Source organism: Micromonospora sp. D93 (genome assembly GCF_018070365.1).
Taxonomy (GTDB): domain Bacteria; phylum Actinomycetota; class Actinomycetes; order Mycobacteriales; family Micromonosporaceae; genus Micromonospora; species Micromonospora ureilytica.
The window spans coordinates 21,664-37,470 of record NZ_JAGPXW010000029.1; the positions used below are offsets into that span (position 1 = coordinate 21,664).

Consider the following 15,807-nt stretch of genomic DNA (forward strand, 5'->3'; position numbering starts at 1 on the left):
GCGTGGGGCGGGGGCCGTGCCCGGGGCGGCGAGGCGTGATCCTGGGTAGGGCGCCTGTCGCGGACCCCACTACTTCCGCATGATCGTGCTCGATCCTTGTTGTAGGGGCCTCGTTCGTGCGGGGAGGGGCCTGTTTCCTGGTTTGAGCGTGATCTTGAGCTGGCGGCGCCAACCCGCCGGGTCCACTCGAAGTGGCCGCGCAAGAGAGGCCATGATCTGCGCACTTTCCGGGAAACTGCTGCCTCACCCGGTCGGGAGGCAGCAGTTTCGGGGAAAGTGCGCCGGGGTGCCCGGCCCGGGTGTGTCGGTGGCGGTCGCGGGTCGCCACCTCCGCATGATCGTGCTCGATCCTTGTTGTAGGGGCCTCGTTCGCGCGGGGAGGGGCCTGTTTCCTGGATCGAGCGCGATCTTGCGCCGACCGCCCGCTCGGGGCAGGCTCGACGGCGGGCCCGACGGCGGGATGGGGCGAGGTGGGTGGATTCAAGGGCGGATGTCGGCGGGGCGGTCGGAGGTGGGCAGGCCGGCGGCGAGCCAGGCGTCCACGCCGCCGATCATGTCGGTGGCCCGGCGCAGCCCGAGGGTCTGCAGGCTGGCGGCGGCGAGGCTTGAGCTGTAGCCCTGCCGGCACACCAGCACGATCTCCCGGTCGTACCCGGTGGCTTCCGGGATCCGCCAGGCGCTGGCCGGATCGAGGCGCCACTCCAGTACGGTCCGGTCGATGACGACCGCGCCCGGCAGGTCGCCCTGTTCTCGGCGCTGTAGTTCGGTGCGGGTGTCGACCAGCAACGCGCCGCCGCGGACCGCCTCGACGGTCTGCTGCGGAGTCAGTCGGTGCAGCCCGGCGCGGGCCTGTTCGAGTAGGGCGTCTATACCGGGGCTCATCACGTCTCGGAGCACCACCCGATCATGCCGATTCGGTGGCACGCCCGGCGGGGAACGGGCCGCCCGTCACCCGTCGCCGCACCAATTCCCCCGGACGTGATGGTGACCGGCCAGGGCGGTCAGCCGGACGTGTCGGCGTGGCCCGCCCTGGCCCCTCAACCAGCATGATCGACACGGGCCAACAGGGATACCGCGACGTCAGTGAATCGGAGTCGATCACCCTGTCCGGCAGCGGTGGCGGCATACTTCGGTCATGCACCACGCGAGGCTGAGCTGAGCCCGGGAACTGGCGGGTCGACCGTCGCGGTTGTCGAGGCGTACGCCGAATTGGCTCGTCGGGTGCTCGCGGGCCCGACGCGGTTGGGGCGGACCCGGCTGGTCGCGGTCGACGGGCCGAGCGGCGCGGGTAAGAGCCGTTTCGCCGCGCGGCTCGCGGACGCCCTGGCGGGGCCGCTCGGTGGCCGACCGCCGGTGGTGCACACCGACGACCTGCTCGACGGGTGGGACGACCAGCTCACCTTCTGGCCCCGGCTCAACGAGTGGGTGCTTGCCCCGCTGCGCAACGGGGAGCCGGGCGCCTACCTGCGGTACAGCTGGGTTCGGCAGTGCTTCCTGCCCCGGCCGGTTCCGGTTCCGGTGGCTCCGGTGCTGGTGGTCGAGGGGGTCAGTGCCGCCCGTGCGGTCGTCCGGCCGGAGCTGACGCTTGCCGTGTTCGTCACCGCGCCCGCGTCGCTGCGGCTGGCGCGCGCGGTCGCCCGGGACGGGCCGGAGATCCTGCCCGAGCTGCGGCGCTGGCACGAGGGGGAGCGGGCGCACTTCGCCGTCGACGAGACCGCGACCCACGCCGACCTGTTGGTGGATGGCGCGCCGACGCTGCCACATGACGCGGACCGGTACTACGTGCGGCTGCGCTGAGCGGGGCATGGACGTCGGCCAGCGACTGCGGCACGATGCGGGGAGCTACGGCGAAGGGGGAGCCACAATGACGGCAGCGGACGCGCCAGCGCGGCGTCGGATCACTCTCACCGGCATCAGCTCACGGGCCTGGGAGCATCCGGCCGACCGGGGCGCCCTGGTCGCGCTACGGGAGCTGCGCGGTTTCGACGACGTGGTAAGGGCGTTCTTCGGTATGTGGAACGAGCGGGGTTTCCGGTTGTCCGTGCTGGCCTCCGGCATCCGGGTCGACCACCGGCAGTACCCGGCGGTGTGGCAGCGCTACACCGAGGCCGCGGCGGCGCTCGACGTGGCCGAACTGCCCGAGCTGTACGTGACCCAGTCGCCTTGGCTGGGCGCCGAGGCGGTCGGGCTGGAGCGGCCGTTCATCGTGCTGAACTCCGCGTGCGTGCAGCAACTCGACGAGGACGAGCTGCGCTGCCTGCTCGGCCACGAGTTGGGGCACGTGGGCAGCGGGCACGCGGTCTACAAGACCATGCTCATGATCCTCACCCGGTGGGCGGCCAACCTGAGCTGGTTGCCAGTCGGTGCGATCGCGCTGCGGGCCATCATCGCGGCGATGCTGGAGTGGTGGCGCAAGGCGGAGCTTTCCGCCGACCGGGCCGGCCTGCTCGCCGGGCAGGACCCGGGCGCCGCGCTGCGGTTGCTGATGAAGCTGGCCGGTGGCGGTGACCTGTCCCAGGTCGACACGACGGCCTTCCTGGAGCAGGCCGCCGAGTACGCCGGTGGGGGCGACCTGCGCGACAGCCTGCACAAGATCCGGATGACGGCGTGGAGCACCCACCCGGCGCCGGTGGCGCGGGCGGCGCAGCTGCGCCAGTGGATCGACTCCGGGGCGTACGGGCGGGTGCTGGCCGGGGACTATCCGCGCCGTGAGGACGACGGCTCGACAAGCGTCTCGGAGGAGATCAAGGCGGCTGCCGAGTCGTACCGGGAGGAGTTCAGCCGGTCCACCGATCCACTTGTCGGGTTGCTGCGGCGGCTCGGCGACGGCGCGAGCGACGTCGGCGAGTGGGTGGGCGGCACCGCCGGCCGGGCCCGTTCGTGGATGGACGCGGCCACCGAGGCGGCGGGCCGCGCACACCGCGCCGGCCGGGCCGCTCCCGGCGCCGGTCCCACGGAGAACGGTGACGGTACGGGCTCCGCCGGCACGCCCCGGTAAGGCCGGCATACGATGCCGGTCATGACCTCACCGATCATGTCCGAGTCCGAGGTGCGGGCCGCCGTCGAGCGGGAGATGCCCGGCGTACGCGCCGATCTGGAGCGCCTCGTCCGCATCCCCGGCATCGCCTTCGAGGGCTTCGACCACTCGCACGTGGAACGCTCCGCCGAGGCGGTCGCCGAGTTGCTGCGCGGCTGTGGCCTGGACGTCGACATCGTGCGTTCCGGCGGCCAGCCCGCGGTGATCGGCCGTCGGGCCGCCCCGCCCGGTGCGCCCACCGTGCTGCTCTACGCGCACCACGACGTCCAGCCGGTCGGCGACCGGTCGCTGTGGGAGTCCGACCCGTTCGAGCCGGTGGAACGGGACGGCCGGCTCTACGCCCGGGGCGCGGCCGACGACAAGGCCGGCATCATGGCGCACGTCGCGGCGCTGCGCGCGTACGGTGACGCGCTGCCGGTCGGCGTGGTCCTGTTCATCGAGGGCGAGGAGGAGTACGGCTCCGACTCGCTGGAGCAACTGCTTGCCGATCACCGCGACGAGATCGCCTCGGATGTCATCGTGATCGCGGACTCCGGCAACTGGGACATCGGCGTACCGGCGTTGACCACCTCGCTGCGGGGCATCGTGAACTGCTTCGTCGAGGTGCGCACGCTGGACCACGCGGTGCACAGCGGCATGTTCGGCGGCGCCGTGCCGGATGCGCTCACCGCGCTGGTCCGGTTGTTGGCGACGCTGCACGACGACGCCGGGAACGTGGCAGTGGACGGGCTGGTGGGCCGGGAGGGCGCCGCCGTCGACTACCCGGAGGACCGGGTCCGGGCCGAGGCTGGGCTCGCCGACGGCGTGCAGTTCATCGGCACCGGCCGGATCACCGACCGGCTCTGGACCAAGCCGGCGCTGGCCATCCTCGGTGTCGACGCGCCATCCACCGGCGAGGCGCCGAACGCCCTGGTTCCGGCCGCGAAGGCGAAGCTCAGCATCCGCCTGGCCCCGGGCGACGACCCCAAGCGGGCGTACGCGGCGGTGCGCGCCCACCTGGAGCAGCACGCGCCGTGGGGCGCGCAGGTGACTGTCAGCTTCGAACACGACGGTGACCCGTGCGTGATCGACGCGTCCGGGCCGATGTTCGATGCCGCCCGTTCGGCCTTCCGGACCGCCTGGGACGGCACCGACCCGGTGGACATCGGCGTCGGCGGCTCGATTCCGTTCATCGCCACCTTCCAGGAGATGTTCCCGAAGGCGGCGATCCTGGTGACCGGCGTGGAGGATCCGCACGCCCGCGCGCACGGCCCGAACGAGAGTCTGCACCTGGGGGAGTTCGCCCGGGTCTGTCTCGCCGAGGCGCTTCTCCTGCGCAACGTGGCGGCGGTGGGCGGTTAGGTTCCAGTGCGGCAACTTTGGGCCCTGATCTGGGGGTTTACGGCGTGTCGGACGACCACCTGTTATAGCCTTTCGTACATGAGTACGAACGAGGTGATGGCCCGGTTGGGGGCCGCTGTCAGCGCGCTGGGAGATGTCGATGTCTCCGCGTGGTCCGAGGACACGCTCAATGAACAGCTCGGTGAACTCTCCGCCGCACTGGTCGCCCTCGACTCGGTGCTCTCCCGGGTCGCCGGCGAGGTCCGCGCCCGAGGGTTGCGCATCGAGGAGCCCGTCTCCGCTTAAGGGCCGGTTTCATAAGAACTGGCCGGTCGTCGTCCGGACTCCGCCTCGGCTCGACCGCCCTCATGAAACCGGCCCTGAGCCGTCGTCCGCGTGAGTGGGCGGCTCCCTGCCGACACCGCCCGGGCACGGCAATGCCCGGGCGGTGTCGGAGGTGACTGGCAGGATGAGCTGCGTGCGGTTCCTCGATCTGGCAGCCACGTCCGCCGCCGTCGGCGCCACCAGCGGCCGACGGGCCAAGGTGGAGTTGCTCGCTGACGCGCTGCGCCGGCTCGACCCCGACGAGGTCGAGCCGGGCGCCGGTTATCTGGCCGGTGAGCTGCGCCAACGGCAGACCGGGGTCGGCTACGCGAGCCTGCGTGACCTGCCGCCACCGGCCGCCGAGCCGACGTTGACGGTGGCAGCCGTGGACGCGGCCATCGCGCAGATCGCCGCAGTGCACGGCTCGGGCTCGCAGGCGCGGCGTCGGGCGCTGCTCGGCGCCCTCTACGCGGCGGCGACGGCCGACGAGCAGCGCCTGCTCACCGGCCTGTTCAGTGGCGAGCTGCGCCAGGGCGCCCAGGCCGGGCTCCTCGCGGATGCTGTCGCCCGGGCCGCCGAGGTGCCGGTGGCGGCGGTCCGCCGGGCGCTGCTGCTCGCCGGTGATCTCCGGGCCGTGGCGGTGGCCGCGCTGGCCGGAGGGGCCGCCGAGTTGGCCGGGTTCGGTCTGCAGGTCGGTCGACCGTTGGCGCCGATGCTCGCGCAGAGCGCCCCCTCGGTCGACGAGGCGCTCGCCGCCACCGGCAGCCCGGCGGTGGTCGACGTGAAGCTCGATGGCATTCGCATCCAGGTGCACCGCTCCGGCGCCGACATCGCGGTGTTCACCCGCAGCCTCGACGAGATCACCAGCCGGGTGCCCGAGGTGGTCGCCGCCGTCCGTGCCCTGCCCGGCCGCGAGTTTGTCCTCGACGGCGAGGCGATCGGCCTGGACCAGACCGGCCGCCCGCTCCCGTTCCAGCAGACGTCGAGTCGCGCCGCCCGGCGCACCACCCCCAGCACCACCGGCCGCACACCTGTCGCCCCGGCGGTGCTCGCGGCGGCCGCCAGTACGGGCGCGACGGTCCTCACTCCGTACTTCTTCGACCTGCTGCACCTCGACGGCCAGGATCTGATCGACAGTCCCGGCCGGGAGCGGTGGGCCGCCCTCGCCGGTTCGGTGGACTCGTCGCTGCTGGTCGGGCGCATGGAGGTCGACAATCCGGAGCAGGCGGCCGCCGCGTTCGCCGCGGCGCTCGACGCCGGGCAGGAGGGCGTGGTGGTCAAGGCGCCCGGCGCCCCCTACGACGCCGGCCGACGCGGTGCCGCCTGGGTCAAGGTGAAACCGCGGCACACCCTCGACCTGGTGGTGCTCGCCGTCGAGTGGGGCAGTGGCCGACGCAAGGGCTGGCTGTCCAACCTGCATCTGGGGGCCCGTGACGCGCGCACCGGCGAGTTCGTGATGCTCGGCAAGACGTTCAAGGGGCTCACCGACGAGTTGCTGCGGTGGCAGACCGAGCGGTTCCTCGACCTCGCCGTGGAACGCGGCGACTGGGTGGTCCGGGTCCGACCCGAGCAGGTGGTGGAGATCGCCTTCGACGGGGTGCAGACCAGCTCGCGCTATCCCGGTGGGATGGCGCTGCGGTTCGCCCGGGTGGTGCGCTACCGCGACGACAAGTCAGCCGCCGAGGCCGACACCATCGACGCGGTCCGCGCCATCCACGCCGGCCGCGTGAGCGGCTGACCGGGCGAGGTCAGGCGGACGCGGTCGGCGTCGGCTCGGCGGCCCGGTCCAGCGGAGCCGGGGTGGTGCCGATGCCGGCGGCCCGGCGGGCCTCTCGACGGGCCACCCAGCCGTAACCGAAGAGAGCCATCACCGCGAAGAGCCACCACTGCACGACGTAGCCGAAGTTCTGCCAGTTGTTGGCGTGCCCGACCGGCACCGCCTTGAACACCGGATCGGCTGCCGGGGTCTGCTCGTCGAGCAGCAGGTACGCGCCGTAGACCGGGTAGGGAAGCTCGCCGGCCAGCCGCGACACCCCGATCCGCCGGATCTCCAGCAGCCCGTCGCGTCGGGCCACCGCGCCGGCGCCGCTCTCGGTCTCGTGCACCCGACCGACAACCGTCACGTCGCCGGTCGGTGCGGCCGGCACCGACGGCTGGGCGGTCGCCCCACCGGGCGCCGGCGGGATCCAGCCCCGGTCCACCAACAGCGCAGTGCCATCGGTGAGCACCAGCGGGGTGAGCACCTCGAAGCCGACCCGGCTGTCCACCGTCCGGCCACGGACCAGCACGGTGTTCGTGGGGTCGTACCGGCCGGTGACGGTGACCCGGGTCCAGACCTTGTCCTCGGCGGGCGCCGGACCCGTGGTTCCGGCGCCGCCGGCGGGAGCGCGCAGCGCGTCGGCGAGCGGCGCGGGAGCCATCCGCTGGCCCGCGTCGATCCGCTCGTTGACCTCGGTGCGCCCCCGGTAGCGGTCCAGCTGCCAGTTGCCGAGGAAGACCATGACGGCGGCCGCGACAAGGGTCAGCGCGAGAGCGCCCAGCCAACGTGGGCTCAGCAGGAACCGGTACACGGCACCGAGGCTACTCGTATGACCGGCGCCACTGAGCTGGACCGGGCCGGACCGGGCCGGGGCCGTCGCCAGGGGCCCTGCCAGGGCCGGGCCGGCCGCCCCGGTTGGCGGTGCTCGCGCCTCCAGCCGGGCGGGTATCGTCACGCCGACGGATCGGCCTCGGTCGTCCCGTCGCGTACCCGCCACCGCTCGCGAGGAGTCGATGATGACCGTCGTGCCGCGCCTGGTGCTCAGCGCGCCGTCCTCCGGGCACGGTAAGAACGCGCTGGCGATCGGGCTGCTCGCCGCCCTGGCCGAGCGAGGGGTCGACGTCGCCGGGTTCAAGCTCGGGCCGGACCACGTCGATGCCGCCTACCTCGGTCTCGCCTCCGGTCGGCCAGGTCGGGTGATCGACCCCCGGCTGGTCGGCATCGACCGGCTCGCCCCGCTGGTGGCGCACGGCGCCGCCGGTGCCGGGCTCGCCGTGGTGCAGGGCAGCATGGGCTTGTACGACTCGGTCGGCGGCCGTCCCGAGCAGGAGTCCACGGCCGCCGCGGCCGCCGCGCTGCGCAGCCCGGTGGTGCTCGTTGTCGACGTGGCCGCGATGGGCCAGTCGGTGGCGGCCCTGGTGCACGGTTTCCGCTCGTACGACGAGCAGTTGTGGCTCGGTGGGGTGATCCTCAACCGGGTGGCGTCGTCGCGGCACGAGGGGATGCTGCGCGAGGCGTTGGACGACGTGGGAGTGCCGGTCTACGGCGCGTTGCGTCGCCAGGACCTGCCGGCGGTGCTGCCGTCGCGGCGGCACGGTGTGGCACCGGTGGTCGACGACTCGGCCGACGCCGTCCGTGCGGTGCGCCGGCTGGGCGAGGCCGTCGCCGCCACTGTCGATCTGGAACGGCTGCTCGGGTTGGCCCGCTCCGCCCCGCCGCTGCCGACGCCGGCCTGGTCTCCCGAGGAGGCCCTCGGCACGTTCACGGCCCCGGCGAACCGTCCGTTGGTGGCGGTGGCCGGCGGGCCGGGTGGCAGCTTCAGCCACCCGGAGACCACCGAGTTGCTCCGGGCCGCCGGCGCCGAGGTCGTCGTCGTCGACCCGCTGCGCGACGAGGCGCTGCCGGTCGGCACCCGCGCGCTGGTCGTCGGTGGCGCGCTGCCCGAGGCGTACGCCGAGCAGTTGTCGGCCAACCGGCGGCTCTGCATCGCGGTGGCCGAGTTGGCGCGGACCGGGCGTCCGGTGATCGCCGAGGGCGCCGGGTTGCTCTGGCTGGCTCGGGAGTTGGACGGGCTGCCGATGTGCGGTGTCCTGGACGCGGTAGGCGTCAGCCGGGACGGGGTGGTGGCCGGCTACCGGGAGGCGACCGCCCAGACCGACAGCGTGGTCGCCGCCACCGGCACTGTGCTGGTCGGGCACAAGGCGCACCGCGCGGTGCTCACCCCCCGCGCCGGTCAGCGCCCGGCCTGGAGCTGGGACGGGGGCGCGCCGGAGGGCTTCGTCTGGCGCAACGTGCACGCCTCGCAGCTCACAGTGCACTGGGCCAGCCATCCGGCGACGGCGGCGCGGTTGGTCGCCGCCGCGGCAGCCGACCCGACGAGCGAGGTGGTACCCGCGCAGTCGGGCGAGGTGTCGGTGTGATCGGTCAGGTGGCGGTGCGCCGATTCCCGGCGTTGACCGTTTCCACCCCGCGTACCGAGGTGCGTCAGCTCCTGGCGGCCGACGCGGCGGCGGCCGGGGAGATCTTCGCCGACAAGCTGACCCGGCGTTGGCTGCCGCTGCCCGACGACTCCGGCCCGATCGACGGGCTGGCGTGGTGCACCGACCTGGCCCGGCAGCGGCGCGACAGTGGGGAGGGCGACCACTACGCGGTGCTCCGGCGGGAGGACGACCAGGTGGTGGGCTCGTTGTGGACGAGGCGCACCGACTGGGGCGCCCGCCTCACCGAGATCTCCTACGCGATGGCGGCACACGCGCGGGGCTTCGGCCTCGCCGCCGAGGCGGTCGACGCGGTGGCCATCGCGCTGATTCTGGAGCACGGCTTCCAACGGGTCGAGCTGCGGGTGGCACCCGGCAACCTGGCCTCGCGCCGGGTCGCCGAGAAGGCCGGGTTCAGCTACGAGGGTCTGCTGCGTAACGCCGGGTTCGTCAGCGGCGGTCGGGTGGACCTGGAGGTCTGGTCGTTCGTCGCCGCCGACCTGCGCTGAGCCACGCGCACCGACCTACCGGCCGTCAGCCGACGATGGCGTCCGACGGTGGGGTGAACTGGCGGGTCGGTGTGCCCTTCAGGCCGTCACGCAGGGTCTCCGAAACCGCCTTGATCGGGATCTGGGACTGCCCGTCACCAACGGCGTTGAACGGATTGTCCGGGTCGGAGATGAAGCTCGCCGCTGCCAACTCCGGGGTGTAGCCCACGAACCAGGCCGATCGGGTGCTGTCGGTCGTACCGGTCTTGCCGGCCACCGGGCGTCCGACGGTTCCCCGCACGCTGTCGGCGGTGGACCAGCCGCCGCAGCTGCCGCGCGCCGGGGTGTCTCCGGTCGGGCAGCGGGCCGCGTCGGTGGCCGCCCGCGCGGCGTCCGCGCTCACGACCTGCCGGCAGCGCGGCTTGGCCACCTCGCGGTGGAGGCCGCCCGCTGTGGCGTACGTGGCGGGCGTGCCGTCCCGGTTCATGATCGCTTGTACGGGGATGGCCTCGCAGTAGCGGCCGTCGGCCGCGATGGCGGCGTACGCGTTCGCCATCTCCAGCGGGGTGGCGTCGGAGACGCCCAGGGTGAACGCGCCCCACTTCTTAGCCTTGTCCGGGGACGCGTGGTCCCGGTCGACGTCGGTGCGCCACCGCAGCCCGAGTTGCTCGGCCAACCGGACGGCCCGGTCCGCGCCGACCTTCTCCTCCAGCCACACGAAGTACGTGTTCACCGACTTGCCGAAGCCGGACCACATGGTCTGCTGGCCGGACATGGCGCCGCTGGCGTTGGAGGGCGACCATCCGTCGTAGACCTCGGACCGGTAGCGGTAGGGCGCGTTGAACGAGGTCGAGAGGGTCATCCCCGCGTCGAGCGCGGCCAGCATCGGGAACATCTTGAACGTCGACCCGGCCTGGTAGCCGGCCAGGTCACCGCCGCCGAGCAGTGGTGCCACGGTGTTCGGGTAGTTGGCCTTCACCTTCGGCCCGGCCTCCGGGTTGGAGCTCTGCGGGTTGTCGGCCAGGTCCAGGGAGTACGTCCGGTTCACCGCCATGGCCTTCACCCGCCCGGTGCCCGGCTCGGAGACCACGATGCCGTTGGCGAACGGACTGCCGGTGGCCTCCTTGGCGCCGACGTTCTTCTCCGCCGCCGCCTGGATCTTCGGGTCGAGGCTGAGCACGATCCGGTAGCCGCCCCGGCGCAGGTTGTCCATCCGTTCCAGCCGGTTCGCCCCGAACGCGGGCTGCGCGCTCCACCAGTTCTTCAGGTAGTCGCAGGCGAAGCCCCAGCTGTTGTACTTCTCCGGCACCGCCGCGCAGTCGTGCGGCGGGGTGGTGAGCTTGAGCCGGATCGGTTCGGACTTGGCGGCGGCGGCCGAGTCGGGGGAGAGGTAGCCGAGTTGGCTCATCCGGTCCAGCACGTAGTTACGCCGCCCGGTGGCCTCCTTCTGGTCGGAGTCGGCCGGGTCGTACTCGGAGGGGGACTTGACCAGTCCGGCGAGGGTGGCGGCCTCGACCGGGGTGAGGTCCTTCGGGGTCTTGGAGAAGAAGATCTCGCTGGCGGCGTAGATGCCGTACGCCCGGTGCCCGAAGTACGCCGAGTTCAGGTAGCGCTCCATGATCTCTTCCTTGCTGATCTCCTTCTCCAGGTCCAGCGCCATCCGCATCTCCTTGACCTTGCGCAGGCTGGTCTGCTGGGTGGCTTCCTGGACCTCCTTGGGCGTGGTCGCGCTGTCCCGCAGGGCCATCCGGACGTACTGCATGGTCAGCGTCGAGGCGCCCTGGGAGCCGCCGGAGCGGGCGTTGGAGACGAAGGCGCGGGCCACGCCCTTGGGGTCGACGCCGTGGTGCTGGTAGAAGCGGGAGTCCTCGGCGGCGATGATCGCCTGTTGGATGTTCGGCGACATGTCCGACAGCTTGGTGTACTGCCGGTACTCCTCGTAGAACATGGTCAGGACGGTCTTGCCGTCCGGGCCGTAGACGTACGAGGTCTCGGCGGGCAGTGCGGTTTTCAGCACCCGGGTCTTCTGGTCCACGGCGTGCGCGGTGGCCTTCGCGCCGAGCCCGGTGAGGGCGACCAGTGGATAGGCGGCGGCGGCGATCACGATTCCGGCGATCAGTCCGGCGCGGAGGAGTGGGACGAGTCGACCAGCGGCAGCAAGGGGTCGGTTGCTCACCTGGCCAAGTTATGACATTTCCGATTCGTACATGAGAAGAACTCTTAAACCGGCGGGTGGTGACGTGGCTTACGTCGAGATCGACTGTCCCACCGGCCACCTTCCCGGCAGGATCGCGGACATGTCCGATCAGCCGAGCACGGCCACCCCGCCCACCGGGGTCGAGCCGGACCTCGCCCACCACGGCGACGCGGAGGCGACCGCCGGCCTGATCGACCTCGCCGTCAACGTCCGTCGGGCGCGGCCTCCCGCCTGGCTGGCCGACCCGATCGCCGCGACCCTGACCGATCTGGCCCGCTATCCGGACCCGGTGCCGGCCCGCGCGGCGGTCGCCGCCCGCCACGGCCGTCACCCGAACGAGGTGCTGCTCACCGCCGGCGCCGCCGAGGGCTTCGTGCTGATCGCCCAGGCGCTGCGCGGCGTTCGTCGCCCCGTGGTGGTGCACCCACAGTTCACCGAGCCGGAGGCGGCGCTGCGGGCCGCCGGACACCCGGTCGAGCGGGTGCTGCTCGACGCCGCCGACGGTTTCCGGCTCGACCCGTCCCGGGTGCCCGCCGACGCCGACCTCGTGATGATCGGCAACCCCACGAACCCGACCTCGGTGCTGCACCCCGCCCAGGCGGTGGCCGCGCTGGCCCGCCCCGGCCGGGTGCTGGTGGTCGACGAGGCGTTCGCCGACACCACGATCGCCTCCGGCCACCCCGGCGAACCGGAGTCGCTGGCCGAACGCCGCGACCTGCCCGGGCTGCTCGTGGTGCGCAGCCTCACCAAGACGTGGGGCCTGGCCGGCCTGCGGATCGGCTACCTGCTCGGCGCTGCGGAGCTGCTGTCCCGGCTGGCCGCCGTCCAACCGCTCTGGGCCGTCTCCACGCCCGCGTTGGCGGCCGCGTCGGCCTGCGCCAGCGCCGTCGCGGTCCGGGCCGAACGCGCGATCGCCGCCGACCTCGCCGCCGACCGCGACCACCTGGTCGCGCGCCTCACCGACCTGCCCGGTGTACGCGTCGCGGGGCGTCCCGCCAGCGCGTTCGTCCTGCTGCACCTGCCGGGCGCGACAGCGATCCGGGCCGCCCTGCGCGAGCGCGGCTGGGCGGTGCGCCGAGGCGACACGTTCCCCGGCCTCGGCCCGGACTGGCTGCGGGTGGCGGTACGGGACCGCAACACCACCGACGCGTTCATCGACGTGCTGCGCGAAATCATGGAGGCATGATGCTGGAGACCACGATCGCGGCGATCCGCCCGGCGGACGAAGCGGCCATGGCCGCCGCCCGGGAGCTGCACGGCCGGCTGACCAAGCCGGCGGGCTCGCTGGGCGCGCTGGAGGAGCTGTCGGTACGCCTCGCCGGCCTGGCCGGAGCCTGCCCGCCGCCGCTGCCCGAGCCGGCCGCGGTGGCGATCTTCGCCGGCGACCACGGGGTGCACGCCCAGGGGGTGAGCCCCTGGCCGCAGGAGGTCACCGCTCAGATGATCGGCAACTTCCTGGCCGGTGGAGCGGTGGTCAACGCGTTCGCCCGGCAGGCCGGCGCCTCGGTCACAGTGGTCGACGTCGGCGTGGCCACCCCGCTGCCCACCGACCCGGCCGCCGACCCAGCCGTGCTCGATCCGGCCGTGCCCCGGCTGGTCGTCGCCTCCGTCCGCCGGGGCACCCGCGACCTCACGATGACCGCCGCGCTGACCCGGGACGAGGCGCTTGCGGCGGTGCGGACAGGCATCCGGATCGCCGACGAGCTGATCGACGCCGGCGCCGGCATCCTGCTCACCGGTGACATGGGCATCGCCAACACCACGCCGGCCGCCGTGCTGATCGCCGCGTTCACCGGTGCCGACCCGCTCGACACCACAGGTCGGGGCACCGGGGTCGACGACCCGACGTACGCGCGCAAGGTGGCCGTGGTGCGGGCCGCGCTGGCCCGGCACACCCCCGACCCGGCCGACCCGCTGGGAGTGCTGGCCGCCGTCGGTGGTCTGGAGCACGCCGCCCTGGCCGGGCTGATCCTCGGGGCCGCAGCCCGCCGCACACCGGTGCTGCTGGACGGCGTGATCGCGGTCTCGGCCGCGCTCGCCGCCGCCGCGTTCGCCCCGACGGCGGTCTGCGCCATGGTCGCCGGTCACCGTTCGGCCGAGCCCGGCGCCACTGTGGCGCTGCGCCACCTCGGCCTCGACCCGCTGATCGACCTGGGGCTGCGCCTCGGCGAGGGCACCGGCGCGCTGCTGGCGTTGCCAGTGGTCACCGGCGCGGTCCGGGTGCTGCACGAGGTGGCCACCTTCGACTCCGCAGGGGTGGCCGAGAAGTGAGCACGCGCAGCGAACGAGCAGTCCGCCTCGGTGGTGCGGCGTGACCTCCAATCCGTACCCCCTGGGTTTGCGGCTGCACGGACGGCGGGTGGTCGTGGTGGGCGGTGGCGCGGTCGCCACCCGGCGGGTGCCCGCGCTGCTCGACGCCGGCGCGGACGTCCTGCTGGTGGCCCCGGAGCTGACCCCGGCGCTGCGTGCCCGGGCCGACGCGGGTCGGCTGCACTGGGTGCCGCGCCGGTTCGTGCCGGAGGACCTGGACGGCGCGTGGCTGGTCCACGTGGCGATCGACGACCCGCTGGCGGCGGCCTCGGTGAGCGCCGTGGCCGCCGAGCGGCGGATCTTCTGCGTCCGAGCCGACGACCGGACCGCCGCCACCGCCTGGACGCCGGCCGTGACCCGGCACGGCCCGGTCACCGTGGCGGTGCTCGGCGGCGGCGACCCGCGCCGGGCGATGACCGTCCGCGACGCCATCCGCGACCTCCTGGCCGTGCGCCTGGCACCGGACGGAATCGCTGGCCGGCCCGACGCTTCGGCCGAGACGACCGGCGGACGGCAGGCCGGGCGGGTGGCGCTGGTCGGTGCCGGGCCGGGCGACCCGGAGCTGATCACCGTGAAGGGCTGGCGGCTGCTCACCGAGGCCGACGTGGTGGTCGCCGACCGCCTGGTGCCCGGGCTGCTCCTCGACGAGCTACGCCCGGACGTCGAGCTGGTGGACGCCTCGAAGATCCCCTACGGCCCGTCCCGGGCCCAGGAGGAGATCAACCAGATCCTTGTCGACCGTGCCCTGGCCGGTGCCTTCGTGGTGCGGCTCAAGGGCGGCGACCCGTACGTCTTCGGCCGTGGCGGCGAGGAGCTGCTGGCCTGCGCGGCGGCCGGCGTGCCGGTGACAGTGGTGCCCGGGGTGACCAGCTCGATCGCCGCGCCGGCCGCAGCGGGCATCCCGGTCACCCATCGGGGGGTGGCGCACGAGTTCACAGTGGTCTCCGGGCACCTGGCACCCGACTCGCCGGCCTCACTGGTGCGCTGGGACGCCCTCGCCGGCCTGCACGGCACCCTGGTGATCCTGATGGGGCTCAAGAACCTCGCCGCTATCACGGCCACCCTGATCGCCCACGGTCGGTCGCCGCAGACGCCGGCCGCCGTCGTCCAGGAAGCCACCACAGGCACCCAGCGGGTCCTGCGGTCCACGTTGGGCGAGGTGGCTGCCGACCTGCTCGCCGCCGACCTGCGCCCGCCCGCCGTGGTGGTGGTGGGCGACGTGGTGGACGCCCTCGACGGCTGACCGGCGACCGAACGCTGCGGCGGCACACCCGGCGGTGCACCCGAGCCTCATCGAGGTCCCTGCCGTGGCGTTCCGCCGGTCCGGGTGAAGAGTCACCGGCTGATGGTCTGTTCCGACCGTGCTGGCGATGCCGATCGGGCCTGGGAGGGTGCCGGCAGGGTAGATCTTGGACACGTTCCGTTACGCGCTAACGGAAAGTGTCCAAGATTGCCAGCTGCCGGTTGCTGCGGTCGGTCAGTCCTCGTCGGCTGGGCCGGGGCGGTTCTCGCCGATCCAGGCTCGCACTGATTTGCCGTCCCAGACACGGCCCACCTTCAAGGTGACGAGGGGGTCAGGGAATCCCTTACGGCCCAAGCAGCTCCACAACCTGACGGCCCGGCCTGCTCGGTGCAGTTCACGGGAGACCGGGCGCTGTTGATGCGGCTGGGGTCCCTCGGCGAGGTTGACCCCTACAACGGGTGGATGTGGGTTACCGCGGTCTCGCCGACCTCGCGCCCTGGCGGCTGGACGCGGCGTACCGAGGTTGGCGTGACAGCCGGCAGGCACAGGGGCTTCCGGTGCCGTACGCGCACTGGACGGTGCCCACCGACCTCGGGGCCCACCTGTACGGGTGGCAACCGAACCTGCCGTACCCACACTGACTGAAGGGGCC

14 protein-coding genes are annotated in these 15,807 nt (G+C 73.2%); 11 read left to right on the top strand and 3 right to left on the bottom strand.

Annotated features, from left to right (window positions below):
• Nucleotides 1-480 precede the first annotated feature (480 nt).
• A complete protein-coding gene (locus KBX71_RS26345) occupies nt 481-882 on the bottom strand; it encodes a rhodanese-like domain-containing protein (RefSeq protein WP_210820557.1) in 402 nt (133 codons plus the stop codon).
• Between the two features lie 273 nt (nt 883-1,155).
• On the opposite strand from KBX71_RS26345, the gene KBX71_RS26350 reads away from it, so the two are divergent.
• From KBX71_RS26350 to KBX71_RS26370, 5 genes are all read left to right on the top strand, one after another.
• Complete coding sequence (locus KBX71_RS26350) at nt 1,156-1,797, top strand: uridine kinase (RefSeq protein WP_210820558.1); 642 nt, start codon at nt 1,156-1,158, stop codon at nt 1,795-1,797.
• A gap of 67 nt (nt 1,798-1,864) precedes the next feature.
• A complete protein-coding gene (locus tag KBX71_RS26355) occupies nt 1,865-2,998 on the top strand; it encodes a M48 family metallopeptidase (protein ID WP_210820506.1) in 1,134 nt (377 codons plus the stop codon).
• A 36-nt stretch (nt 2,999-3,034) separates the two neighbouring features.
• Nucleotides 3,035-4,378 carry a dipeptidase gene (locus KBX71_RS26360; protein ID WP_210820559.1) on the top strand — a complete coding sequence of 448 codons (1,344 nt, stop codon included), beginning with the start codon at nt 3,035-3,037 and terminating at the stop codon, nt 4,376-4,378.
• A gap of 78 nt (nt 4,379-4,456) precedes the next feature.
• Nucleotides 4,457-4,663, top strand: a complete 207-nt coding sequence (locus KBX71_RS26365; RefSeq protein WP_030333429.1) for a hypothetical protein — start codon at nt 4,457-4,459, stop codon at nt 4,661-4,663.
• Nucleotides 4,664-4,826: 163 nt separating this feature from the next.
• Nucleotides 4,827-6,419, top strand: a complete 1,593-nt coding sequence (locus KBX71_RS26370; protein ID WP_247684152.1) for an ATP-dependent DNA ligase — start codon at nt 4,827-4,829, stop codon at nt 6,417-6,419.
• Nucleotides 6,420-6,429: 10 nt separating this feature from the next.
• Here the strand turns inward: KBX71_RS26370 and KBX71_RS26375 are convergent, their stop codons facing one another.
• Nucleotides 6,430-7,251: an SURF1 family protein gene (locus KBX71_RS26375; protein WP_196929852.1), complete on the bottom strand. Its 822-nt coding sequence runs from the start codon at nt 7,249-7,251 to the stop codon at nt 6,430-6,432.
• 205 nt (nt 7,252-7,456) lie between these two features.
• Here KBX71_RS26375 and KBX71_RS26380 point away from each other — a divergent pair, with 205 nt between their 5' ends.
• Nucleotides 7,457-8,860, top strand: a complete 1,404-nt coding sequence (locus KBX71_RS26380; protein ID WP_210820508.1) for a cobyrinate a,c-diamide synthase — start codon at nt 7,457-7,459, stop codon at nt 8,858-8,860.
• A complete protein-coding gene (locus tag KBX71_RS26385) occupies nt 8,857-9,426 on the top strand; it encodes a GNAT family N-acetyltransferase (RefSeq protein ID WP_210820509.1) in 570 nt (189 codons plus the stop codon). Before KBX71_RS26380 ends, KBX71_RS26385 begins: the two co-directional genes overlap by 4 nt.
• Nucleotides 9,427-9,451: 25 nt before the next feature.
• On the opposite strand, the gene KBX71_RS26390 is transcribed toward KBX71_RS26385, so the two are convergent.
• Complete coding sequence (locus KBX71_RS26390; protein WP_210820510.1) at nt 9,452-11,581, bottom strand: transglycosylase domain-containing protein; 2,130 nt, start codon at nt 11,579-11,581, stop codon at nt 9,452-9,454.
• A gap of 121 nt (nt 11,582-11,702) precedes the next feature.
• Between KBX71_RS26390 and cobC the strand changes: the two genes are divergently transcribed.
• From cobC to KBX71_RS26410, 4 genes are all read left to right on the top strand, one after another.
• On the top strand, nt 11,703-12,788 hold the full coding sequence (gene cobC / locus KBX71_RS26395; protein WP_210820511.1) for an Rv2231c family pyridoxal phosphate-dependent protein CobC: 1,086 nt from the start codon (nt 11,703-11,705) through the stop codon (nt 12,786-12,788).
• Nucleotides 12,788-13,873 carry a nicotinate-nucleotide--dimethylbenzimidazole phosphoribosyltransferase gene (gene cobT, locus KBX71_RS26400; protein WP_210820560.1) on the top strand — a complete coding sequence of 362 codons (1,086 nt, stop codon included), beginning with the start codon at nt 12,788-12,790 and terminating at the stop codon, nt 13,871-13,873. Before cobC ends, cobT begins: the two co-directional genes overlap by 1 nt.
• Nucleotides 13,874-13,913: 40 nt before the next feature.
• Nucleotides 13,914-15,155 carry a uroporphyrinogen-III C-methyltransferase gene (gene cobA / locus KBX71_RS26405; protein WP_210820512.1) on the top strand — a complete coding sequence of 414 codons (1,242 nt, stop codon included), beginning with the start codon at nt 13,914-13,916 and terminating at the stop codon, nt 15,153-15,155.
• Between the two features lie 458 nt (nt 15,156-15,613).
• Nucleotides 15,614-15,796 carry a hypothetical protein gene (locus KBX71_RS26410; protein WP_210820513.1) on the top strand — a complete coding sequence of 61 codons (183 nt, stop codon included), beginning with the start codon at nt 15,614-15,616 and terminating at the stop codon, nt 15,794-15,796.
• Nucleotides 15,797-15,807 lie beyond the last annotated feature (11 nt).